Annotated in this window: 25 protein-coding genes; all 25 read right to left on the reverse strand. The window is 49.7% G+C overall.

Features of this window, described 5'->3' with window-relative positions; all coding sequences use genetic code 11:
• Position 1 precedes the first annotated feature (1 nt).
• The 25 genes from ACTJKB_RS03230 to ACTJKB_RS03350 all read right to left on the reverse strand — a co-directional run bounded on the left by ACTJKB_RS03230 (position 2) and on the right by ACTJKB_RS03350 (position 21742).
• The gene (locus ACTJKB_RS03230; protein WP_440831769.1) at positions 2–2977 is read right to left on the reverse strand and encodes a phage tail-collar fiber domain-containing protein; all 2976 of its coding nucleotides are present in this window, start codon (positions 2975–2977) and stop codon (positions 2–4) included.
• A 12-nt stretch (positions 2978–2989) separates the two neighbouring features.
• The gene (locus tag ACTJKB_RS03235) at positions 2990–3541 is read right to left on the reverse strand and encodes a phage tail protein I (protein WP_440831770.1); all 552 of its coding nucleotides are present in this window, start codon (positions 3539–3541) and stop codon (positions 2990–2992) included.
• Positions 3534–4664, reverse strand: a complete 1131-nt coding sequence (locus tag ACTJKB_RS03240) for a baseplate assembly protein (protein ID WP_440831771.1) — start codon at positions 4662–4664, stop codon at positions 3534–3536. The genes ACTJKB_RS03235 and ACTJKB_RS03240 overlap by 8 nt, the downstream gene beginning before the upstream one ends.
• Positions 4665–5000, reverse strand: coding sequence for a lysozyme (locus tag ACTJKB_RS03245; RefSeq protein WP_440831772.1), 336 nt, complete (start codon positions 4998–5000; stop codon positions 4665–4667).
• Positions 4997–5401 carry a phage tail protein gene (locus tag ACTJKB_RS03250; protein WP_440831773.1) on the reverse strand — a complete coding sequence of 135 codons (405 nt, stop codon included), beginning with the start codon at positions 5399–5401 and terminating at the stop codon, positions 4997–4999. The genes ACTJKB_RS03245 and ACTJKB_RS03250 overlap by 4 nt, the downstream gene beginning before the upstream one ends.
• Positions 5398–5793, reverse strand: coding sequence for a phage baseplate assembly protein V (locus ACTJKB_RS03255; protein WP_440831774.1), 396 nt, complete (start codon positions 5791–5793; stop codon positions 5398–5400). The genes ACTJKB_RS03250 and ACTJKB_RS03255 overlap by 4 nt, the downstream gene beginning before the upstream one ends.
• Position 5794: 1 nt before the next feature.
• On the reverse strand, positions 5795–6817 hold the full coding sequence (locus ACTJKB_RS03260; protein WP_440832703.1) for a phage late control D family protein: 1023 nt from the start codon (positions 6815–6817) through the stop codon (positions 5795–5797).
• 11 nt (positions 6818–6828) lie between these two features.
• The gene (locus tag ACTJKB_RS03265; protein ID WP_440831775.1) at positions 6829–7032 is read right to left on the reverse strand and encodes a tail protein X; all 204 of its coding nucleotides are present in this window, start codon (positions 7030–7032) and stop codon (positions 6829–6831) included.
• Complete coding sequence (locus ACTJKB_RS03270) at positions 7029–9893, reverse strand: phage tail tape measure protein (protein WP_440831776.1); 2865 nt, start codon at positions 9891–9893, stop codon at positions 7029–7031. Before ACTJKB_RS03270 ends, ACTJKB_RS03265 begins: the two co-directional genes overlap by 4 nt.
• Before the next feature lie 199 nt (positions 9894–10092).
• Complete coding sequence (locus ACTJKB_RS03275) at positions 10093–10410, reverse strand: phage tail assembly protein (protein WP_440831777.1); 318 nt, start codon at positions 10408–10410, stop codon at positions 10093–10095.
• Positions 10411–10421: 11 nt separating this feature from the next.
• Positions 10422–10937 (reverse strand): phage major tail tube protein, encoded by a 516-nt coding sequence (locus ACTJKB_RS03280; protein ID WP_440831778.1) that lies wholly within the window; start codon positions 10935–10937, stop codon positions 10422–10424.
• 15 nt (positions 10938–10952) lie between these two features.
• Positions 10953–12401 (reverse strand): phage tail sheath family protein, encoded by a 1449-nt coding sequence (locus ACTJKB_RS03285; RefSeq protein ID WP_440831779.1) that lies wholly within the window; start codon positions 12399–12401, stop codon positions 10953–10955.
• A complete protein-coding gene (locus ACTJKB_RS03290; RefSeq protein ID WP_440831780.1) occupies positions 12391–12762 on the reverse strand; it encodes a hypothetical protein in 372 nt (123 codons plus the stop codon). Before ACTJKB_RS03290 ends, ACTJKB_RS03285 begins: the two co-directional genes overlap by 11 nt.
• A complete protein-coding gene (locus ACTJKB_RS03295) occupies positions 12759–13178 on the reverse strand; it encodes a hypothetical protein (protein ID WP_440831781.1) in 420 nt (139 codons plus the stop codon). The genes ACTJKB_RS03290 and ACTJKB_RS03295 overlap by 4 nt, the downstream gene beginning before the upstream one ends.
• A gap of 28 nt (positions 13179–13206) precedes the next feature.
• Positions 13207–13791 carry a phage tail protein gene (locus ACTJKB_RS03300; RefSeq protein ID WP_440831782.1) on the reverse strand — a complete coding sequence of 195 codons (585 nt, stop codon included), beginning with the start codon at positions 13789–13791 and terminating at the stop codon, positions 13207–13209.
• Positions 13788–14105 (reverse strand): hypothetical protein, encoded by a 318-nt coding sequence (locus tag ACTJKB_RS03305; protein ID WP_440831783.1) that lies wholly within the window; start codon positions 14103–14105, stop codon positions 13788–13790. The genes ACTJKB_RS03300 and ACTJKB_RS03305 overlap by 4 nt, the downstream gene beginning before the upstream one ends.
• A complete protein-coding gene (locus tag ACTJKB_RS03310) occupies positions 14092–14439 on the reverse strand; it encodes a hypothetical protein (RefSeq protein WP_440831784.1) in 348 nt (115 codons plus the stop codon). The genes ACTJKB_RS03305 and ACTJKB_RS03310 overlap by 14 nt, the downstream gene beginning before the upstream one ends.
• Positions 14440–14453: 14 nt before the next feature.
• Entirely contained in the window at positions 14454–15596 is a 1143-nt protein-coding gene (locus tag ACTJKB_RS03315; RefSeq protein WP_440831785.1) for a major capsid protein, read from the reverse strand.
• Between the two features lie 15 nt (positions 15597–15611).
• Positions 15612–15983, reverse strand: coding sequence for a head decoration protein (locus ACTJKB_RS03320; protein ID WP_440831786.1), 372 nt, complete (start codon positions 15981–15983; stop codon positions 15612–15614).
• A 5-nt stretch (positions 15984–15988) separates the two neighbouring features.
• On the reverse strand, positions 15989–17131 hold the full coding sequence (locus ACTJKB_RS03325) for a head maturation protease, ClpP-related (RefSeq protein WP_440831787.1): 1143 nt from the start codon (positions 17129–17131) through the stop codon (positions 15989–15991).
• Positions 17112–18773, reverse strand: a complete 1662-nt coding sequence (locus tag ACTJKB_RS03330; protein WP_440831788.1) for a phage portal protein — start codon at positions 18771–18773, stop codon at positions 17112–17114. Before ACTJKB_RS03330 ends, ACTJKB_RS03325 begins: the two co-directional genes overlap by 20 nt.
• An 8-nt stretch (positions 18774–18781) precedes the next feature.
• Positions 18782–19105: a hypothetical protein gene (locus ACTJKB_RS03335; protein ID WP_440831789.1), complete on the reverse strand. Its 324-nt coding sequence runs from the start codon at positions 19103–19105 to the stop codon at positions 18782–18784.
• A 13-nt stretch (positions 19106–19118) separates the two neighbouring features.
• The gene (locus tag ACTJKB_RS03340; RefSeq protein ID WP_440831790.1) at positions 19119–19382 is read right to left on the reverse strand and encodes a hypothetical protein; all 264 of its coding nucleotides are present in this window, start codon (positions 19380–19382) and stop codon (positions 19119–19121) included.
• A 10-nt stretch (positions 19383–19392) separates the two neighbouring features.
• Positions 19393–21222 (reverse strand): phage terminase large subunit family protein, encoded by a 1830-nt coding sequence (locus ACTJKB_RS03345; protein ID WP_440831791.1) that lies wholly within the window; start codon positions 21220–21222, stop codon positions 19393–19395.
• Positions 21209–21742 (reverse strand): hypothetical protein, encoded by a 534-nt coding sequence (locus ACTJKB_RS03350; protein ID WP_440831792.1) that lies wholly within the window; start codon positions 21740–21742, stop codon positions 21209–21211. The genes ACTJKB_RS03345 and ACTJKB_RS03350 overlap by 14 nt, the downstream gene beginning before the upstream one ends.
• Positions 21743–21884: the final 142 nt, after the last annotated feature.

The following is a 21884-nucleotide window of genomic DNA, read 5'->3' on the forward strand; positions in this document are numbered from 1 at the left end:
CTTAAGCCTCCTCAATTACAACGGATATATGCGCTACATTGGCACCGCTGCATGTGGTTACAACATTCATACTGCTACCGCCTGCAACGTTCAGGAATAGCGGTACAAAGCAATAACTACCAGCTGCGTCAAAATACTTAGATGGCACTATATACGCCGTGTTTGCTCCTCCAGCATCTTGATACCAAACGGTTATTTCTACCGTAGCGGCAGCCGTCAGGCGCAGGTAAGCCTTAACTGTCACATTTGCCGATGAGGAAAAAGATGCTGCGGACACTAGCGTATTGGCTGCTGTAGTAGTTACCAGAAACTCAACATCGTTCGAACGGGTTTTTGATACATGCTCCTTATAGGCGAGCGTATTATATGGCCCCCACGCCGGATCAGTTTGTGCCGCTTGATAATGAAAAATCTGCATTGTGGATTTATCAAAAACGAGCGCGTTCACTTTTCCTCCGCTTGCATCATCATAGGTGTTAAGCACCAGCATGTCTGAGTAGTCTGTCGAAACAGCACCGTTCAACCCTGCCCGTGAGACAAAGTAAGGCGCAAACTGCCCTTTACCTGTCAGACTGGGCCTGATATCCCGTGCAGTAGTAGTAGCTATTAGGCGGCTATGCTCATGTACAGCAGGTGCGAAAGATACTGAATCAGAGTCAGTAAGTATTCTCTTCCAGGGTCCCCATACGGTTTCCGTACGCGTTCTGTACGATTTTGCATAAGGCGCAGTAACTGCTGTTGCTTCCTGCTCCAGATACCCGTTGACTCCGATGAATACTTTCAGTATCCCGTAGTCCATGCCTACCGTTGGGCCATTGGTAAGGATACCTCCAGTAGCAAAAAACACGTACACCCCTGGTTCTGTGTAGGAGTTAACATTCCCGGTTACAAAGCCCCTAATCTTAAACAACTCAAAGTCGTTATCGTCGGCACCATAAATCTTACTCCACTGCGGCTCCCACACCCCATTGATCTTTCGTCTGTACCGTAGGCCTTTCTGGCTTGTAGCCGCTGCATTAATGGGCATGAAAGTCTGCATGGCATATGTTGATCCATTGTTCCAACTTAAATGATTAACATACCCTTGATTCGCTCCATCCTCCCCTGCAAACGGGCTACCTGTCCATGCGGCGGGCACGTTATAAAAGCCGTTGTCGTACAAGACGTTTGCATCGGTAATGTAGTTGCCGATATCGCCAATACCGGACACAGTACCTGCCGTCAGAACCCTCTTCCATGCTCCCCAAATAGCACCTTGCATTACCCTTTCGTAAATTACAGGTGTAGACGCTGTACCTGTTAGTGCAGTGGCCCGCTGTTTTCTCCAAGATTCAGGGCCGTTTGAGTGACCTACAACTTCGACATAGTAGTAACTTGCACTATTATCTGGAGCGTTGAGTAATTGATAACCATCATAAATTCCGGTGTCCTGTAGATAGTTTAAATCTGAACCAGTTACTAGCGGTATAGCTCTACCATTATCTGTGGTGAACCTATGCTTTTGAATGAGGTACCCGGATTGCGTCGTCGTGTTGTCCGGGATCGTCTGTACAGCCACCGAAAGTGTGGATGCTGCACCCGTGTAAACAACCCCCATAGTAAAAGGTGTTACGCTGTTGGGCGAGTGTCGCCTGATTAGCGCAGAGAACGAATTACCTGCTGGAATTAAGCTCTCTACTGTTATAACGTACCGCGAGTTGGCAGCGTCTGCCCACACATTTGATATTACTATTTGGCTGCTCACACCGCCTGTTACTTCCGTGTAGTTCCCCGTCTGAGTGTTCACCACACCTGCGCCGTCAGCCACGATGTCAAGCCTCTTTACTAGCTTACCCGGTACCGGAGCGTACGCCCACGTCCCTGTTACCTCTATCTCGATGTACCCGGAGATTGCCTCAGAAAAGGGGAGTGTAAAATCGATCTTCTGATTTGCTGTACCATTTTCGAAAGTCCAGGTGTACCGCCGCTCGGAGTATCCGGGAAGTAGTATACCGTCGGCTACAACGTTTCTATTTGCGTCATGCGCCGCCACACCACCAGCCGCACCCTTTTGTGCTAGCGGGATAGATGCCGCTATAGCCGCAGTCTTTGCATCGTCCACCGTTGACTTAATTGCAATGTCATCTGCCGCGCTTGGTGCAGCAACTTTCGCCCGGCCTGCAGAGTCACGTTTGATAAGTGTGGAAGCTGTTGCGGCATTGGTGGCAGCGTCCAAGATTATTTTGATTGCTGCTATGGTCATACCCGGAACTGTCCGCCATGTGGCCTCGCCGGTGATCTGTTTGATCATATTTGCAATGCCCGAGAGCAACCCTGTTAATGTACCGGTATCTCCCGGGACCGTAGTATCAACAATAGTACGGTTACCTATTACCGTATCCGTAGCCGATCCAGGGCCGCCTGCTCCGGCAGTTATGTCCGCTAACTTGTTCTTTTCAGCATTCGTATAATCATTAGCAGACAGCCCCTTACCAGCAACTTTGTCCACCTTCACAGCTGCTACAGCGTCCAGCTCAGATTTCAGAGCAAAGACCAAAGAATCATCAATCACCGCGCTGATATTGGATGCTGTGCCAACCACTACAACACAATCGAATTGCTTCTCGATCACATCCGAACCGCCACCCGGCGGAATATAGTCCGCCGTTACACCAGCATTAGCATAGGCATAAAGGATCTCGCCAGCGTCTGGATCTTGCGCAAACAGTCCCACCTCTCGCCAAAAAAAGCCCGTTGTTACATCTGCATTTTTCAGCACTGCCCCGACTATAGCTTTATTAGGAGGCTGTGTTCGAAGTCGAGTAATGGGTAGGTTCTTTTTTTGAGATATAAGACTATTCATGGCTGGAATTGACTGCCCACTAAGTGACCCATCACCTACAGCAATCCTTGTATAATTGAGTTGCGCCCCCGCCTGTGCCTTGCCCTGCAACACAAGGCCCTTATTTGTTAATGACAAACCGCCAAATACTGCCACGTTCGCCCCTCCTTAAATTGTGATCGTTTCCCCAAAATGTAAAAAGCCGCCGAAATATAACGGCAGCTCCTCTGCTTGAGATATTGTGACGCTATCCAGGACAGCAGATAGACGTTTGACCGCATCGACTGCCGCGACAAATTCCTGCGCCCGGGTAGTTGTCACATCAGCATTATTAGTCAACACCCGGAAATGATACGGATCACCCCCATACTGCCACCACTCTTCAACCGCCCCCTCACCGAACAAGATTGCAATCAGATCCTCGACAGCTCCCGGCGTACCTTTATGCCGGTGGAAGGGAATAGCGTTTTTAACCAGTAGCCTCTTTTGATCCAAGGGCAAATCCGGATCATAATACGGCGGCTTATATTGCCAAGCTAACTCGTCGGTTTCGGCGTCTGTCCACTCTGCCGACCGTCCAAAGATATCAAGGGCTGCAATCATGCCGGTTGTCTCCTGCAGCTGAGTGTCTAGCGCGGCAGCTGCGGCAACCATCGCCGGATCACTACGTATAGACGGAGGCAGGAAGTCGAGCAGGCTTACTGTTTGGATATTAATCATCAACCAGCCCTCCATAGGTGATTGTCGTCGTGCCCTCTTGCGCAACCTGTAACGGGGTTAAAGCCGTATATACCGGCGAAGTAGGCACAACCCGTAGTGCTCCCGCTGCCATAACGCGTGCAATCAGCTCTGAGGGATTAATATGTCGGCCAAGTTTGGACCGCTGCCAGAGTTGATAAGCAGCGACCGCCGCCGTCACCGCCGCCTGAATCGTCGGCACCTCTGCCGCCCGGCTACGGCTGATGTAATAGGTCAGAGTCGTGTCATAGGATATCGGCGTTGGAGCCGTTACTGTTACCTGATCCGTCAATGGCCGTATGCCCCGATCTTCCAGTTTCTCCGCTACTGCATCCAGCACATCCTGCCCAGGGATCTGCCCGCCTACCATCAGGGGCACAATCGTAACTTTGCCAGCTGCCGGGGAGTATGCATGTACGTCCAGGATCGCTGCAGAGGTGGACTTTGCCCAAAACTCATAGGCTCCCTGCGGGCCAGCAGTGCTGTACGAATCTGGCGCGGTACGAATACGCTCCTTAAATGCATCGTCATTCTCTGCCGTCGCTCCCCCACTACTAGCCGTCAGATTGGTTACCGCCTGAACAAATGGCAACTGATCCATTAGGACATTGACCTGATCCGGTAAAAATCCGTTGCCTGCTGTTCCGGCTGTCGAGCACGCCGCTGTCACCGTTCCGGATGTGGCTCCCGCTGCAATCTCCATGTACTCAGATGTCGCAAAGTAAATGGAGCCGTCCCCGCCTTGAGCTCCGACCCGGGTTCCAGACGGTATACCCGTAGCCGAGGAAAGTGGAATAGAGAGCGTAAACTGCAGCGTGGTAATTGCCGCAGATGCCTCCAGCCGTTCTGAGCCTTGAAACGTCCCCATGTGATCCAGCAACGGACCCGATGCATATCGTAGCAGGTTACCTTTGGCCGTCTGATTTATCAGCACCCGCTGCTGCACGATTATTGTCGCCAGTGAAGACAAAAACAGCCTTACCGGATCGGCAGGCTGTAGGGTGCGGCCAGTTAGGCCCTCATATACGGTTATCACGTTCTGCTGTATGTCTGCCGCGTCCTCAACGGTAAACTGTATTTCTGGCAAATCTACATATTGAACCAACTATTGCACCCCCTCAGCCAAACTATACCGCACCACAGCTAGTAAGCGGCCTGTTGTGGCGTCAACTAGGTCACCATTAAAAGATACCTCAGTCACAACGGCGCGGGGCTCCTGCATGGCTACAGCAGTCATGATCTCGCCTATCAGCCGCGCTCGTGCGATTGGATACGGATCGTCAACTATAGAGTAATCCAAGCCGATATCCCGGGCGAGTGGAGCGCTGCCCAGCGGTGTAGTCAAGATGGTGCGGATGTTCTGGGCAACTTCCACCGCAGTTGTTGCCGGAGCGAAATCAATTGTTGATGGCTGCGTCATATCCACTGTGTATGTGCTCATTTTACGTATTCCTCCAGACTGACGGCTGCCGTGGCGTGCAGTACGTTACCAACATTGTCTATCTTTGTCCACGCCTGGTTTAAACCCGTTATAACCCATAGACCGGTTCCGATACTCTTTCCGCCAATAATTAACGGCAATGCCTTTCCTGCTCGCTCAATCACTTTCAACTTATCCAGTTCTTTGCGCGGGTTGAGCTTAAAACGGGCGTCGAACCACATGGTGAATGCTATCGTATCAAGTCCTGGACCAAGAAACTGCGTTTTGGGCTGTTGGCCGATGATATCATGCTTCGCAAATCTCCCGGCGCTGTTTCTGGTGAAATCCTGAAAGGTCCGGATTGCCTCCGGGGATACGACGAAAACGACTGGACCCAAACTGCCGATCTTGCTCATGGTCATATGCTGACACCTCCCCGCGTTATGGAGCCTGTCACGGTTAAATTTCCGTCGATTTGCACACCGCTGGCAGCTTTGACCTGAAGCATCTTGGCAACACGGTCATAATAGACATAGCTTCCGTCTTCAAACCAGATTCCAAGCTGGTTGCCATTGCCTGGCGGATGTTCTCCCCCACCGTAATATGTGCCGAGGCAAAAGCCTGCTGACTGTCCGTTATCTAAAAAGACACACAGCACGGTTTCGCCTGGCTCTGGTACGGCGATACCTCTCCCCCAGCCGCCTGTAGTAATAACCGGCAACGGCGCAGATACCATGTCGTCCCTATCTGTGAAAGCCACCCGTACGCTACCGGTTGCAGGGTCAGCCGTGGATACAGTGCCTATTTTTATCATGTCACCACCCCAATACTTTCCGAATTCCCAGCGATGTTACATACCCTCCACTGCCGATGGAATGGGAACAAGATTCAATGATGTACTTTCCGTCAAATCGTTTCCAACCCTTGATATTGATTGTTAAGCCGGTCGCCATACGGATATCACCCATAAGTGTCAAACTCCCCTTGCCTGCCTCCTTATTCTTCTCTCGTAAGCTCTTCTGAGCCAGTCGGAGAGCTGCCGCCTGAGAATCCACCTGCTCGTTAAGCTTCAACACAGGTCCTTTTTTTGGCGAACCGGGCGGTGTATATGTCGCTTTGTAAGTCTTTTTGGCCTTGGTATCGGTGTAACTCACCTCACAAGCACGGTAAGCAACAAGGGTTGTGCTCCAAGCAAATCCATACGACAGCACATTATCCTTGCCCCGGGTTATGGTAGCGATGGCCTTTTTTTGCTCATAATCCGACTCGTCAAATAAAATGAGCCGGCCCCCTGCAACTTTGATGGCAATGGACTCTTTTTTTGCTGTGTCCACCAAAAATGCCAGGTCAGACATACCGCCCTGCTCCAATCTGTCATATGACGGATTGTCCTTGGTTTCGTAGAGGAGTTTCAGTCCTGAATTCTTTGCGACTTGCGCAGCTACAGTCTTCAGCGCGACCTTTTCCCAACTCCGCGAACGTTTTTCTTGCCTTATATCAGCGCCGATGGGAATAGACAGAGCTTTGATTGATACCGCGTCTGGAGGCCCCTTAAACTCAAATGTATCAACTTCGAAAGAGCCAAGAGGGAGCTTCTTAATCTCCCCTCGCTTCTCCCAATTTACTGTTCTGATCTCTGCTTTGATCTTGTCTCCTTCTACTGGAGACCACGGCCCCAGCCAATTTTGTGCTCTGTCCTCCAAGTTGATAGATATATCGTCCGCATCACCCGGCGCAGCATCGTTATATGTGAAATCAATTAGAAATTTTGCAAGGTCAGTAGAAACGTCCTTGCCATTGTAATTGATCACCAGCACCGCCCTGCGAGCATCCTGCATCTTTTCCAAGGCTATTCCTCCCTTCTCCACGGAGGCAGAGTGTCAGAAGCTTCAGCGGGCTTCTCTAGCACGTTCAATGTAACATTGCCGGAGAATACAACCGTCGCGGCGTGCTGCTTGTTTGCATTGATCAGAAGCGTCATAAGATGAGCATCGCCGTACAGATTAAAGGCGATACCATCCCAGGTATCGCCTTGTATTGTTGTATATGTCATGTAGATAAACTCACCCTTTGGGCCTGACGTTTATAATCCGCGAATTGCTTGGAAAAATCTTGTCGGTTACGCTGGTCCATTTGCTTCACTGCGTCCTGATCAGCTGGCCCGTTAAAGTTAAACACTGGGTTATAAACAAAATCGCCTACGGTTGTTTGCCCGGAGACCTGTCCACCGCCCATGCTCCGGTTAGCAGCCTGCAGCAGCCCCTGGGAGCGTGCGGAGTTATTCTCCGGAATAATCCACTCCGGCGAACGACCTTCACCAACCCAAGCCAGTTCCGGACTATCCACGTATCCGCCCTTTGCATACCCGCCGATTTTTGGTAATTCCGGGATGCTAAAGCCAAAAGTTTCCCCACCCATACCGGGAACCCAATCGGGGATATCAAAGCTCACTTTGTTAATCCCACGTATGGCCGCGTTTATCGCGTCAACTGCTACGTTGATGGGAAATGTAAGGATTGCGCCGAGACCGTCAAATATACCTTCAAACACTTCTCGGATACCTTGCCATGCTTTACCCCAATTACCCGAAAACACTCCGGTTACAAAGTCGATAATCCCGCCTAAAGAGGTAAGCAGCCCACTGATCACTCCGCCAATGGTATCAATTGCATTAGAGACAACATTTTTTATATTACCCCAGACAAATTGAAAAGCGAGGAACAGCACGTCCAGTGTTGGCTTTACGGCCTCAAACATGCCACTGATCCACCCTCCGATAGCTCCGAAAGCCTCTTGTGTCTTGGATGCTATGCTCATGATCTGAGGCATAAGCGCTGCAATAAGTCGGGAAATCTGTGGAAATACCTGAGTACCTAAGTAAGTAAAGATGTTTTGAATAATCGGCCAGAGTTTGCCTGCAAGGTAAGTCGCTATAGGAGAAACTGCATTATAAACAGCTTTGAATCCGGATACTGCTGTCGTAACCAGAACTCCGAAAATCGGGGCTACTGTCTTGGTGATATTGCCGAGTGAAGCGAAGACACCTTTGATACTCGGCCATAATCCAAGCAGATTCTTGCCGAAGTCGGCCCAGTAATCCATAAGCCCGCCGACAACATCCTCAAACCCGGAAGTGATGCCCTTCATGTCCTTTTTCTTAAAGCCAAATAAACCGGCGATGTCAAACCCCCCGGTGAATAGCTTTTTACCATTCTCAATAACTCCACTGATTCTGCCGAAAATATTTTTTGCGGTATCCACAACTTGAGTAGCCGTGGAGAAGTCAAGGCCCATCCTGTCTAAAAAATTGACTGAAGCCGCCGCGCTCTGATCACTAAATCCACTAGATAAAACTTTACTTATAACTCCAACGGTATCAGAGACAACATCCCCAACTTTACCAAATGCCCCCATTACAGCAGGCACCCAAACTGTCATTTTGCCAGCAAGTTCTGAAAATATAGGTAGTAGTTTTTTTGAGATTGGGAGGATCAGGCTGGTCTGAAGCGTCCGTCCGATTCCGCCGAAGGCCTGGCCTATCGTGTTGTACTTTGTTGCTGCAATCTCATCAATAGTTGCTTTGGTAGAATCAAATTGACTCTTTGCATTTCCGAGAGATGTAATGACTCCTATTTCCATATCCTCTGCTTGCGTTCCGAATAGCCCTACAGCTGCTGCTGATTGTTTTGCCGGATCTTTTACAGCTGCAATAGCCGCAACAACTTGATCAAATGCCTTTTTAGCTGCAGGACCGCCAGCAGCAAATGTCGCTGTCATTTTCTCTGCATTTAATCCGAGTGACTGATACGCAGCGACACTCGTCTTTGAACCGTCCTTTGACCGGATGCCGAACTCCTTAACTGCATCACCAACTTTATCCAAGTTAAAAGCCCCTGCTTCAAGCCCGGCAGCAAATGTATCAAACATCTGATTAGCATTGAACCCAATTTTGTCGAAATAGACGCTATACTCATTGGCACTGTCTAATAATTCCCCGGATTTATTTAATCCTTTTTGCCATCCTTGAGCAAGAAGGTTGTACGCTTTTACCGAATCACCACCAAAATTTTTAACCATTGTATCAGTCGCTTTCACTGATTCGGCAACATCTTCTCCTGCGGCATCTCTGAACACAATCGCACTATTGGTTGCATCTTCAAGTGCCTTTCCAGTTTGTTTTGTCACCTGTAGAACAGTGCTCATGCTTTCAGCAATATCATAAAAATTCTCACCCATATTGTTGTTGTAAAGGTCCTCAGCAATCTTACTGAATCCCTGCATTTGTTTATCAGTAGCCCCGGTAGATGATTGAATTTGGTTCATTGCTTCTTGATACTCTTCTGAGAACGAAAATACTGCATGTGCAGCTAATCCGGCCCCGGCTGCAACACCAGCAATGGCACCTCCTGCGATAACCGCCCCGCTAAGAGCCCACATACCTGAGCTGTCGCCGCCTTCACCTTCGCCTCCACCGCCACCGCCAGAATCTCCCGGCTGCGGTCCTTGAATGTCGTTAATCTCTCGCATACGTCGCTCCAGTTCCTGCATATCCCGGGTATAGCGTTGTAAGTCATTCCCGAACATGTTGGACGGCATACGAATCCGGGCAATCTCCTGCAGGTTACGGGATAGTTGCGCCGACTCCTTGACGGCTTCTTTGAGCTCCTTGACCGTCTCCGTAAATATACCGTCAATATGCGGCATCTGGCGCAATTGATCAAACTCCCGCTCTGCCGCCTGCAATCCTTCGCGGAGTGGTCGGACCATATCGCCAGATATCCGAATTGCTTCGATTGCTCGGGCAGTGGTCTGCAGTTCCTGAAGATTGTCCAGTACCTTACGCATGCCCGTGTTATAACTGGAGTCCAGCTTGGCCTGCAGGTCAAATGCTATTTTGTACTCTTTTCCGGCCATGGGTTATATCACCTCTTATTCCGCCGTGGCTGTTTCTGCTGCTCATCTCGTTCTTTAGCCATTTCATTTGCTGTCTCTATCCAGTCATACATCTCACTAGGAGGCATGCCCAACCAATGCGGGATCGGCGTATAATAAGCAGAAGAAAGGGCCGCTGCCAGCTTTTTTAGCTTGCGCGGCCCCTCTTTGTCTGCTAATCCTAAATGAGCAAAAAATTCTGCGCCAGCAGCCCCACTTTGGATACATCTTTGGCAGAAAGTTTGTTGAAAAACTCAACGGGTACTTTTGCTGCTGCAGCTGCAATATTGATCTGATAAGACAGGGAAAGTGCTTTGACAAACACGGGGCTCTTTTGATCGGCTTCAAATTGTGTGTTAATCCGCAGCAAATCGGCACCAGTAAGTGCATCAAAATCTAATATCAGGCGGGTGTATTCCTGCTCTTCAAAAACAAAAGGCCGACTCAGCGTGTAAACCCGCTCGTCAGCCTCAACTGCAATATTCTTTTCGTTTGCCATTATTCATTCCCTCACAGTCCCAAGCTTTTACGATAGGCGGCCAAGTAGTCCACCCCGTCGATATAAGCGATGTAGTTGTATTTGTCGATTTCAATTTGTTTAATTTCGTCTACCATAACCATAAGATAGGTGCATTCCAACTCAATAGAGCTACCAGTGTCAGCGTTGGTTTCAAGCGATCCTAAAGTCGTGGTTACAGGGATTCCTCTTACGCTGACACGTACGGGAGCAATTTTATATTCACTGGACGCAGAGTCATAGACCTGCTGTGCTCCACGAAAATCAAGTGCGTGGTTTTTTGGTGCAGCAAGCTTGAGCATGCCGTTTTCAATCGTCCGAAAGTTAAGTGTTGTGCGCATACTCCCGTAATGCCCAATAGTTGGCGAATCCAATTCACCCGCAATGCCCGCTCCACTCACGGTATCGGTCAAGGATTCAAGATTAGGCAACTCTACATTTGAGGTGCCCAGCCGCTCGACTCCGTTACGAAAAACACTATATCCTGTTAACCGCTCAGGAATAATCATAAATTTGTCTCCTTTCTACGCCGCGAACAGCGCGGACAGATATGTTGTGTCGTATTCAAGTAAGAATGAAATTTCCTGCGCCGGTCCAGGCGGTGTAATATGCAAATGGAACGTGATTTTCCCAGCCATCAAAGCCGTTACAGGGTTTTCAGACTCATTAAATTCAACGCGCCCACCTAGCAAAGCACCTGTGCTTGTCAACCCGTTCAGCCAAATGTTCATGCTGTCAGTTATTGTTGTGATCAGCCGTGTATTCATGGGATCATCCACTTTTTGCATATAGGTCAGGATGATACTGTTACCTATCCAATTGAACATGCGCCGGATCGGGATAAAGCTGTTCTTGGGATCTGTAACGCCCGGGAACGCCCCGGAATTATTACCCCAAGATTTCCATCCGCTTGTACCGAGATTGACAGCTGTAACAATCCCCAGGCCGTTTAGATAGCTTGCTTGGTCAATGCCAAGGAACAAGTCTGTTCCATTTGCCAGCGCTGTACCGTCTGCCTGTAGCACCTTATTGGACGGCGATACAAAAGGAATGCCGCCATTCGCCGCGTCTGTGGCCGCAATCAACCCGGCCAGCTGCGTTGAAAAGTGAAACTGTCTATCTCCCAACGTCAGCATAGGGTACGTCGCAATTTGCAAAGACCCGGTATAACTATTGTCCGACTTCCAGGCTGCGGCATCGGTGTATTTCTGCGCCGGGTCAATATCCGTCAGGGCCATAGCCTTAAAGTTGCCGTTGATATTGCCTGCCTTAGCCTTCATAACGGCAGCGACTGCGGGCAGGTGCGACCAGCCGGGAGCAAGCAGCAGATCCGGCAGGATACCAAAGCGAGGATATGCCTGGTTGACCAGCTCAAAGCCGGTATATGCCCCCTCCAGAGTTACACCACCTATTACATCGTCTGCATCAACTGCATCGGGATTGAGCTTGTCATAGCCAACCTGCAGCTGCGCGACGCTGGCACCAATGACGCCGGTAGATTTTGTGGTGATCATCACATGACCGTCATCATTAAAGGCCGCTGTATAGTCAGTGGTTTTACTGTAAGTGGTTGCGCCATCCGAGGATTTAACGATCAGAGACGGTAACAGCACACCATCAACCGCTAAGGTTGCTACCCGGTTACTCACTGGCAGCACCGCAGGTGCAACCGTCGTTTTGTTAACCACTGGGTCCAGTACATTGACCAAGATCATAGGTGCCTTGGCATACAATGCAAAGTGGGAGTAAATCAGTTCGCACAGGGTGTAATCCTTCCAATTGTCCGAATATCCCATAACCGCCACCGCTTCGGCGTAAGAATACACCAGGACCGGGGTGTTCACCGGTACTGGCGCGGAGGCTAGGTTGACCGGGGCTGTACCCACGGCAAACGGAATTCCACTTGTTGCCTCTGTAGGCGCGAGCACGGATGTAGCCTGCTCGATAATTGTAACGCCGTGTTTAAACGCCATTTGCTTCACCTCTCTTCAGAATTGCTTGGTATGATCCATACTCCGGCGTCCCAGTCTGAACGATTCGCGCCTGTACTCCTGCGATTTCGCCCACCGGCACGATCAATGCAGCAACATCCGGCTGCTCGTCCAGTAGTGTTTGCAAGTACGCCGGGATGCCGCCACGGAATACTGTGGACTGCAGCAGGCGGCCCCCCGAAAGATTTGGCCCCAGGTAGATCTGTGAAACGACTTTTTCCGACTCAGCTGGTACGTTTCCTATCTCTGTCTGCGGAATGACTGTTTCTACTTCATGCAGGACCTCAAGTATCCCGGCGTTAGGACCGGCTGACTCTTCAGCTTTAATATTTTTATTGCTCATAAAAATCCCTCCTCTTGTTGAATGGTTGGCAGCGTCCAGATAGTTGTCGCTTCTCCCAACCACTCCGGATATGGCTGTTCGTCATAAAACTCCCACTTGTATGGGAGTTCCAGTCTAAATCGTTTTTCAATAATTCGCTGCCGCTGCAGAGATATCCGCAATTGCTCCATAAGGTTGAAAAGATCAACAAAGCCCTGCGAATCTTCTGCTTTAACCCCAAAAATAAGCTTTACAGTAACTTTGGAATCGTCCTGCTTGTCTTCCCCTACTGTTGGTCGGACAAGTATAAACGGAAACTCACTCTCTCCCGCAGTCTCCTTTGTTTTTGGTGGTAAAAATCCAATGTGAACAGCAGGCTTTGTCTGCACATTATCGCTAACCAGTTCCTCAATGTACTTTTTGATAGCCTGCAGCAACAAAACTGGAGTTGATATGCCCTTCACCTCATTTCAAAATACGCTTAATCTCATGGTCAAGACGCTTGTCCATGCGATCTCTTGCCTCTTCTTGGATATGTTCGACAACCTGCGGCTCATTGAGCATACGAGGGATAGCCGGACCATGCAGTTCCTCAATCGGCAATTCCGGCCGATAACCTTTAGCATTCAGCACGCGGTCACGGCCACTTTGCCCCGCAGGCTTCTGCCGTTTCATGATACCGACAGCACCGCGCCTTAAGGCTACAAATGCATTGCCGACTTTTTTAGCTTCACCCCGTTTAATGGCAACTTTGACCATCTTCTGACGCTTGCGCGTCGGTGCTTTCGGGGTGACCTTGAACTGAGTAACCGGCAAGTTCCGACCTTTGGAATTGATGTGTACCTGTCCCTCTTCTGGAGACGAGAGCACTAGCCTCAAAGCCCCTTTAACGTCAGCTGCCTTGATGTTGTATGTCTCCTTGACCTTACGGGCTGCTTCGGTCACTACCCCTTGGCCCACTCGGTTAAGAGCGAGGGACGCGGCAGGCTGCATTTTTTCCTTAAGGGCCTTTGTTCCCTTGATTGCATCGCTTAATCCCTCTACTTTCACCCGGCGTTCGCCTCCAGATAGATAGCAAGCATCCCCTTATCGGAAGCAACACGAATGACGGAATATTCATTTCCGTTAATAACCATTCTCTGTCCCTGATCTGGCATATATCCCAGCTCCAACACATCCACAAACAATGTATCAGCAACAAGCGAAACTCCCTCAGCGTATGCTAGGGGGTGCTTATTATCGGTCAACGATTCAAGCGAAGCCTTAACCTCTTCACCGTCGATGGTACAGTTATCTGCAAATTCATTTGGATTCAGAAAGGTGCGCTGGATGTCCGCTGCAAGAAAACCCTTAAACGTCTTCATCGGAGTCAGCCTGATCATAGTACTCAGTGTACTGTTGCAGACGCAACGCTTCGTTAGAGTCCGGTTCAATCTCCAATTCAAGCAGTAGCTCCTTTTGCTTTGCAGGTTTCAGCTTGCCAAACTCTTCAACAGTAGGCAGTTCGTGCAGATCTCCCTGATTGCCAGAGAGCAGATCTTTATTAAGCATCAGATCTTCGGCTACGAATTCTGATGCTAAGACTATATCTTTGCTGGACAGATGCTCCACCTCAGTAGGATCTGCATTAAAAAAGGAGCCCTTTGGATGCAGGACTCCTTCATGCTTGATAAACCCTTTATTCACTTGATACTTCAAAGCGTCCGCCTCCCTTAGATGGTATTAATTACGGCCCAAGAATCGACATCAAATGCCTTCGGAATCGGTCTGGACTTGAGAATCAGAGATTTGGTATCTGTGGTTCTATCTACAGTTACCTTCGAGAGGCGCGGTGCTTCAACGGTTACAAAGTTAATTGAATCTTCTGGGATAACCGTAATGGCGCCATAGAGCATTTCACCCAGTTCCCGAGAGCCCACAATAACCTTATCATGTTCAATGTAAGGTTTGAGTAGCCCCGCTACATCATCATAGTACCAAGCATTATACGAATATAGATCAATTCCCAGTTCGATCAGGCGGCCAATATATGCATAACCATTGCCATTCTGGAGATTCAGCTGAGGATTGAATGCACCAAATTGGGCATACCGCAAATCCATATACTTTTTCAGGAACGCTTCATCATCCAACAAATTGCGAGCCGCTCCTTGCCCTAATACCATAACTTCTGGATTCCAACCCGCCTGCCGAACTAGGGTGACTGCATCGAATAGATCACTGTATTTTTTTGAAGTCGATTGATTCCAGCGATTGGCTCCGGTCAAGTTGATGATATTATCGAATCCAAAATCGAGTGTATCTTCCCGTACCTTTGTAGCAGTGTCGTCTACATATCCGGAGACGGTTACGATTCCGGATTGCATCAACTGCCCAATCATAATTTCCTCGCGGCGAATAGTCATATCCTCCAGCTCGTTGTAATCATTCTGCATGATAATGAGTGCCCGTTCTTCCGGAGTCATACCTCCAAATACATTCTCTCCAGGCGTCCGTTGCTGCAGCAGATCTACATCATACGGGCGGGAGATGTTAATAAATGGCGGCGTGTAGATATCCGTTCTGACCCCATCCCGGCGGATATTAACCGGACGTGATCCCTCTGCGATAAATGGTGCCGCGCGCTGCCGATTTTTATAAAAATCCATCATTACATGTTTGGTAGGGAACGTTTGAAAACTCGGCATGAAGGTATCCCGTAAAAATGTAGTAACCGGCATGCGGTGAATATGTGCCTGCCCCATGGTTTGTGGTTCATTGATGTTAATATTCCCATTAAATCCAGCAATTGAATTCTGCGGACGCGCAAGACCGCGCTGCAGGCGATTGACAATAGAGCTCTGTCTTAATTTCATCTCTTCAACTCTCCCTTAGTAGTCTGTTCTATAGTGAATATTGACTTCGCGTAGTTCCTCTGCATGAGCAAGCAAGGTGTCTCCTGCGGCTACGATTAAGACATCAGCATTAAATATGCCTGTTTTAAAGGCAACGGCCTTCACCGCGACCGTACCGGTATCCACATCTTCAGCCAGAACAAGCCGCGCAACCTTACTACCATCCGTTGCCGCAGAGTCAACCAGCTTCGCCTGCTTGTTTGCAGTGACGATACCAAGTACCGCGCCTTTCTTCAACACGCCCTGGTTAGGAGCCAAGGTAACAGACGTCGTTAATGCAGAAACCTCAGACCCAGCAAAGAAAGTATGAAATCCACCGTTCTCAAATCTTGCAACGTTATTTTCCAAACTGATTACCCCCTTCTCAGATTCTGCGGACGTCCGGATTGGGATGCTGCTGCAAATGTGCTGAATACGGCATTTACATCTTTAAGATTGTTTAGGTCATACTCCTTTTCGCCGCCCTGATTCAACGGCTGGCCCTCTACCCCACCGGTTCCCGCTGCTACATTGGCTGCTACTGCCTGATTAAACAACCCTGTGTTCAGCATCTTTCCTTCCTTCATCGCCTTGAATGCCAACTGCTCGGCGGAAATCGGGTTGTTGTATTTGGCATCATTGACCAGTTCAGGATCAATGTTTGCTGCAATTGCGTCGATTCCTTTCAGGCGCTCACGTTCAGCAGCCGCTGCATCGACGATTGCCAACGGTACAGCTGCAGCTTGAGGCGCTGCAATGGGTGGTACTGCAGGCGGTGAGACAGGCACCGGAGTATTAATTGGACTTGCTGGTGTTCCTGGCATATTCGGTTCCTCTCCTTCTTGTTTCAAAAATGGGTTGTTCTTCATCCTGCTTGTGTCCACGGCAAGCGAATTGACAATTGCATATTTTCCAGCATTAACAACTTCAACGGATTTGTCATACAGAACTTCATCAGCAAAGCCCATCTCTAACGCCTGCTTGCCGGTCATGTAGGTTTCATTACTCATGAGCTTGGAAATCTCTTTATCCGTTAGGTTTGATTTGATCATATAGGCGGCGACAATACTGTTTTTCACTTGATCCAGTAAATCCTTCATTCCCGCCAGATCCTCGGTATTGAAATACCCACTGATCCCAATCAATGGGTCATGTATCATCAGCGTAGCATTCACGGGCATGATTAGTTTATCCGCCGCCATTGCAATTACGCTGGCGGCAGAAGCCGCAATTCCGTCGATATACACAGTGATGGAAGCTTTATTCCGTTTTAGTACATTGTGAATAGTGTGGGCGGCGTACACATCTCCGCCGTCACTGTTGATATACACCGTGATATTTTTCTTGGCTCCGAGTGCATTCAGATCACGTACAAATGCTACTTTATCTGACACCTCTTCCCCGAAGTATTCATACACCCAGCCGTCACCGTTTACAATCGGGCCATATACATACAGCTCTGCTTCGTCCTCACTGGTGCTCACCATGTTCCAAAATTTAAGTTTTGGAATCGTCATTTTCTTTATCACCTCCTTCGTCCGGTCCCTTGCTCGGGTTACTGATGTTCGGCAGACCGGCGCGGCTGTCCCATTCCCGGCGCAACACATCGATATTAGAATCCCAGTCCATACCGGTTAGCTCGCTGGTTTCCTTTTCAAATGTGGAGAACCCGTAATTGATCCGCATCGCGGAAGCCGTCACCTCTTTAATGGGGTCAATTTGTCCCGGGCTTGGCCCAATCCAAAGCGCAGCACTCCAAAGTTTCCGGCGTGCCGGGTCCGCAAAAAAACCGGGTGCTTGAATGCGCCCGGTAGAGATGGCTTCAAAGAGCCAGGTTTCATATAATGGCTGACAAAAATCGGTTGCGAACCAATCGCGCCGGTCCCGGAACGTTCTCCAAGCTTGCAGCAGCGCTGCCCGCGACGCCGAGTAGCTGCTATTGAACACGCCCAGCAGCACCTCAAAGGGCATGTCTAACGCCGAACCTGCAAGCTTTGCCATCGTCATGGTGAAGGAATCAAAGCCCGCTGTCGGGTGCTGCGGATCTCCGAAGGTCACATCTTCGCCGGCACCTAAAACGTTGATTGTACCTGGACCCATTTCATAACTTGATAACCGGTCCTCCAGGGACGTTTCAATCTGGTCTTCCGGCGCAATCGAACTGGAAAACGGAATATCATTCTTTGTTCCTCCGTCCACCTTGATAAAGGCCGCAAAGAAACTATTAACAATAGCCGCAGCAATCTCAGCATCAGCATAACGGTTCATCTGCTTCACTTGCTCAATTACCGGAGCCAGATAAGGCACACCGCGATATTGGTCAGGCCGCTCAGGATCAACGATAAACAGACAATTGGGAAGCCCTGTGACCCGGTTAATTGATTCGACCCGTGCCCAGCTGATCGGTTTTCGGGTAGGCAGCAATGAATTCGGATGCTTATTACTGATCCAGTAAGCAATAACTTTGCCGCTCGCATCTGTCTCCACTCCGTTTTGAATTGCACCGCCGGACGGTAACTCTGCATAGGTACCCGGGGCCACACTCTCCGCACCGAAAAACGCCTGCCCGAAATGCTGCTGCGGGTTATTCAGACGATCCGCTTCAACCAGGTGCAGGCGTAGGCGGTACGGATTCAGCAGCTCTTTCTGATCCGTGTATTTAATGACACCTAACGAATCACCGTTAAGCAGCCAGCCGGTAAGTGCGATACGCTGGGCATCATAGAAGTCATTTAATCCGGTATGGTCAATCTTGGAACTGGCCCACAAACCAAATTCAAATTCGGTTTTGTCTTCCCATTCCTTCGCCTGCTCCGGTGTCATGCCGAGCATGCGGTAATTGAGTTGACACTTGAGTGACAAGCCGGAACCGAGAACATTGGACTTGTTTTTATTGATTGCCCCAGTAGCCAGGCCGCCACTCATGTATAAATCACGCGAACGTTCTCGTAGCAACGGAAGATTGCTGCCCAGATCCTCCTGCGGGCTGCGGCTGACGCTCTCCCATCCCTGCATCGATTTTTTCCGGCGACTGGCTCCGCTGTGACTGTAGCCGCTGTTCGTAAACTGCTGAAGTACGGCCATATGCACACGGGCCGACTGCCGCTTTAAAGCCTGAACAGGCGAGAACCATGATACTGCTCGATCAATAATGTTCACAAATTAAATCACCTCTTCCCTGGGAAACCTATTTCCTCGGCTGCCATCGCAATAATACTGGCCGCAGACGCCTGAATGCCATCAATATGAATAGGTGTGCCTGAGGTGCTCTCCCCCTCAACTCTTGGCGGCCAATCCCACTTACCGCCGTCCTTCCCCTGAACAACATTTTGATTAAAGAAAAATCCCGTTGGGTTGAGCACGCACAAATCGACACAGGTTGCATTGTGAACCTTTGTAATGATGGCTGCTCTCGGTTCGCTTTTGAATTCCCCGCCCGGTGTACCATAGCTTTGATAATGGACCATTCTTCCTACTGATGGATGTTGCATTTTCATTCCTCCTCTATAGATCCCGGTACACTACCCGGTAAGATTTCCGTTTATCTGATCCTTGCGTCAGTGCATTCTCCAGCTCATCTTTTCTGTCTTCCAATTCCGTTATTTGCTCACGGATCGCATTCAGGTCGCCGCGCTTCAAGCTCCGACTTCCAAGGCTATACTCTTGAGCACCGCCAAGAATAGCCTCCTCTGCAGCGTAATATCCATCTAGCCGCCTAACTACAGACTCAAGCCGCTGCTCTATCCGGAGGCGCTGACGCTGGTCCATCTTGAATCACCTACCATATATTTTGCTTTTTAACATACTTCTTCTTGCTGACCGGCTTCTTAGCACTGCTCGGTGCCGGAGCTACCCCTGTTCGCAGGGCTTGTTCAAAGATCGGCTGAATGATTTCCAACGCAGCCAATGCATAGTTCCGTAAATCAAACGGCTCATTTCGGGCGGTGGTCTTGATCCATTCATACCGGGGCTTTCCCCGCGAAAAACGAAGTGCCTTGCGCTCTGATGTCAACCCTTTGAAATACTTTTGAGAATACCCCTTGTCTGCAGCAATCGGGAAATGACAATAACCCGGCGCTTCTCCTTCCAACTGCAGGTTTGAAGTAATCCGCTCCTTGCCGGCATCAACGCCGACACGGATCAGCAAGCATTTCTCCCGGTTCTTCCGGCTTGAGCCGATAATGATCGGCTTGCCGGGTCCTCCTTCCCCCTTAATGGCATAGATACGGCGATGTTCACGCTTCACACAATACTTATAGACCTCCGTGGTATGATGCCCCCCGGAATCTATACACGCTGCCGCAATGATTACGCCAGAACCATCTTCCCGCAGCCATTTGCGCTCCAGGAAAGCATCCAGCTGCTGCCAGGTTTCCGGCTGATCCGGTTTACCGTGAATCGTATGATATTGGATTCCCCAGCTTTCTTTGCCGGCTCCCCAACCTACGACTTCGATTTCTAGCCGATCATCCTGTGTATCGATCCCTGCCGTAAGCAGCACAGCATTATCTGGAACATCAACTTCATGGCCGTAATCTTCCCGGCGTTTATACAGCTCTTCATCATCCAGCTTTTCGCCGGTCTCTTCCCACGTTTCACCTAACGAAGTATTGGTCCAGGTCTTGAGCATTTCCTTACCGCCCTTGACCGCTTCCTTGAAGTTATGAACGATTTCTTTCCAGCTCACGAAGGTGCTTGCCATTTCATTTAAGTGGAAGCCGCGCGTTTTCGCGTTTTCCTTCCGGGCAATCCACTTCCCCGTGCCGGCCTTCCACTCATGTTCACCGTGGAGTGCTCCGCATGTAAGGCAGGCGTGATCCACCTTAATAGTGGTTCGCGCTTCTTCGTCATATTCGAAAATGATCTGCTTCCAACTGAAGGGCTGATACTCCCCGCAGCTCGGACAAGGCAAACACCACTGTTCCATACTGCTCTCTTCATACGCAAATTCGATACGAGATGCATATTTCGTTGTCGGCGTACTGACCATAATCCGCTTGCGGTTCCAGAATGTAGTGGTTCTCTTGGAAACCAGGTTGACCGGGTCGCCCTCCGTCCCTGCAGATGCTGGGTAACGGTCCACTTCATCCAACAGCACAACCCGAATCGGGCGGCTGGCCAGTGAAGCCGGCGCGTTTGAACCGGCTAAAGTGATATGACCGCCGGGAAATTTTTTATGCATCAATGTGTTACCGCTGCTCTTGCTCTTTACATCTCGGATCTTCTTGCCGAGCGTAGGAGTGTCCCGAATCATTGGGGCAAGTCGGTCCTTGGAAAAGGCTTCGGCCATCTGCTCCGTCGGTTGAACCAGCATGATAGGCGCTGGGTCATGGTCTACGAAGTAGCCGATTGCATTCAGCAGGATTTCCGTCTTCCCGACCTGGGCGGAAAACATCATGACAATGTTCTGGACCTGCGGATCATTAATGGCGTCCATAACATCTTTCTGAAATGGTGCACGGCTAGTTCTCCATTGGCCCGGCTCCGCTGATGCTTCGGGAGACAGGCGGCGATAAGCGTCAGCCCACTCGGAAACAGTAAGATCCGGCGGCGGCGCTGCAAGCTTGGCTACACCACGTACCAGTTTCGATAATTTAGCTGGTATCATCGTTGCTCAACTCCACGAATTCCGAGCTTGCTGCGTAGAATTTCTGGGGATCGTAGTCCGATAGCTCCATTAATGCATCGTGAACCTCGCGGGTAAGCATGCTCAATATGACCGGTAGTTCGTCTTTCCCCAACAATTGAGGTGCTAATTTGGAGGGCATGGCAAGAATTCTGGAGCGAAATGCTGCCACCATGTCGTTCATAACCAGTTCAACATCACCAGATCGGTGCAAATCTCCCTCCATTACAGCCAGCTCAAGCTCCGCTTTCTTCCGTTTTGCCCGTTCATGCATCGCTCGTTCATCAAAGTAGTCCACTCCAGACCCGCCGTCACCCGTTTCCGCCTGAAATCGGATGTAATTCTGAACGCTGCCGGCCGCCATATACTTACCCCGGCCGCTTCTGACGATGATGCCTTCTTCTGCCAGCTGCTGAATTCGTCTTGGAGTCAGCCCGAGCAAGTCCGCCATCTGTATGGCGGTAACAACCATTTCGCTTTGACCATCACCTAATTTCGCCATCCCCTCCCCTTCACCCCCTCCTCATACCAGCCCAGGACATAACAAAAACCCTTATGGATCAAGGGTTTTTTCGATATTCACAATATGCGGTTTTTTATGCATGGCCCTGTATAACGAAACGAAGCGACCATTTTGAAATTAT

This window comes from Paenibacillus sp. 22594, from assembly GCF_052044425.1.
Taxonomy (GTDB): domain Bacteria; phylum Bacillota; class Bacilli; order Paenibacillales; family Paenibacillaceae; genus Paenibacillus_AQ.

Bases quoted from the DNA above. Each gene is read 5' to 3' on its own strand.
- ACTJKB_RS03235 (WP_440831770.1), bottom strand. From the start codon at position 3,541: ATGATTAATATCCAAACAGTAAGCCTGCTCGACTTCCTGCCTCCGTCT.
- ACTJKB_RS03245 (WP_440831772.1), bottom strand. From the start codon at position 5,000: ATGAGCACATACACAGTGGATATGACGCAGCCATCAACAATTGATTTC.
- ACTJKB_RS03250 (WP_440831773.1), bottom strand. From the start codon at position 5,401: ATGACCATGAGCAAGATCGGCAGTTTGGGTCCAGTCGTTTTCGTCGTA.
- ACTJKB_RS03255 (WP_440831774.1), bottom strand. From the start codon at position 5,793: ATGATAAAAATAGGCACTGTATCCACGGCTGACCCTGCAACCGGTAGC.
- ACTJKB_RS03260 (WP_440832703.1), bottom strand. From the start codon at position 6,817: ATGCAGGATGCTCGCAGGGCGGTGCTGGTGATCAATTACAATGGCAAG.
- ACTJKB_RS03265 (WP_440831775.1), bottom strand. From the start codon at position 7,032: ATGACATATACAACAATACAAGGCGATACCTGGGATGGTATCGCCTTT.
- ACTJKB_RS03270 (WP_440831776.1), bottom strand. From the start codon at position 9,893: ATGGCCGGAAAAGAGTACAAAATAGCATTTGACCTGCAGGCCAAGCTG.
- ACTJKB_RS03275 (WP_440831777.1), bottom strand. From the start codon at position 10,410: ATGGCAAACGAAAAGAATATTGCAGTTGAGGCTGACGAGCGGGTTTAC.
- ACTJKB_RS03280 (WP_440831778.1), bottom strand. From the start codon at position 10,937: ATGATTATTCCTGAGCGGTTAACAGGATATAGTGTTTTTCGTAACGGA.
- ACTJKB_RS03285 (WP_440831779.1), bottom strand. From the start codon at position 12,401: ATGGCGTTTAAACACGGCGTTACAATTATCGAGCAGGCTACATCCGTG.
- ACTJKB_RS03290 (WP_440831780.1), bottom strand. From the start codon at position 12,762: ATGAGCAATAAAAATATTAAAGCTGAAGAGTCAGCCGGTCCTAACGCC.
- ACTJKB_RS03305 (WP_440831783.1), bottom strand. From the start codon at position 14,105: ATGAAGACGTTTAAGGGTTTTCTTGCAGCGGACATCCAGCGCACCTTT.
- ACTJKB_RS03315 (WP_440831785.1), bottom strand. From the start codon at position 15,596: ATGAAATTAAGACAGAGCTCTATTGTCAATCGCCTGCAGCGCGGTCTT.
- ACTJKB_RS03325 (WP_440831787.1), bottom strand. From the start codon at position 17,131: ATGACGATTCCAAAACTTAAATTTTGGAACATGGTGAGCACCAGTGAG.
- ACTJKB_RS03335 (WP_440831789.1), bottom strand. From the start codon at position 19,105: ATGCAACATCCATCAGTAGGAAGAATGGTCCATTATCAAAGCTATGGT.
- ACTJKB_RS03340 (WP_440831790.1), bottom strand. From the start codon at position 19,382: ATGGACCAGCGTCAGCGCCTCCGGATAGAGCAGCGGCTTGAGTCTGTA.
- ACTJKB_RS03345 (WP_440831791.1), bottom strand. From the start codon at position 21,222: ATGATACCAGCTAAATTATCGAAACTGGTACGTGGTGTAGCCAAGCTT.
- ACTJKB_RS03350 (WP_440831792.1), bottom strand. From the start codon at position 21,742: ATGGCGAAATTAGGTGATGGTCAAAGCGAAATGGTTGTTACCGCCATA.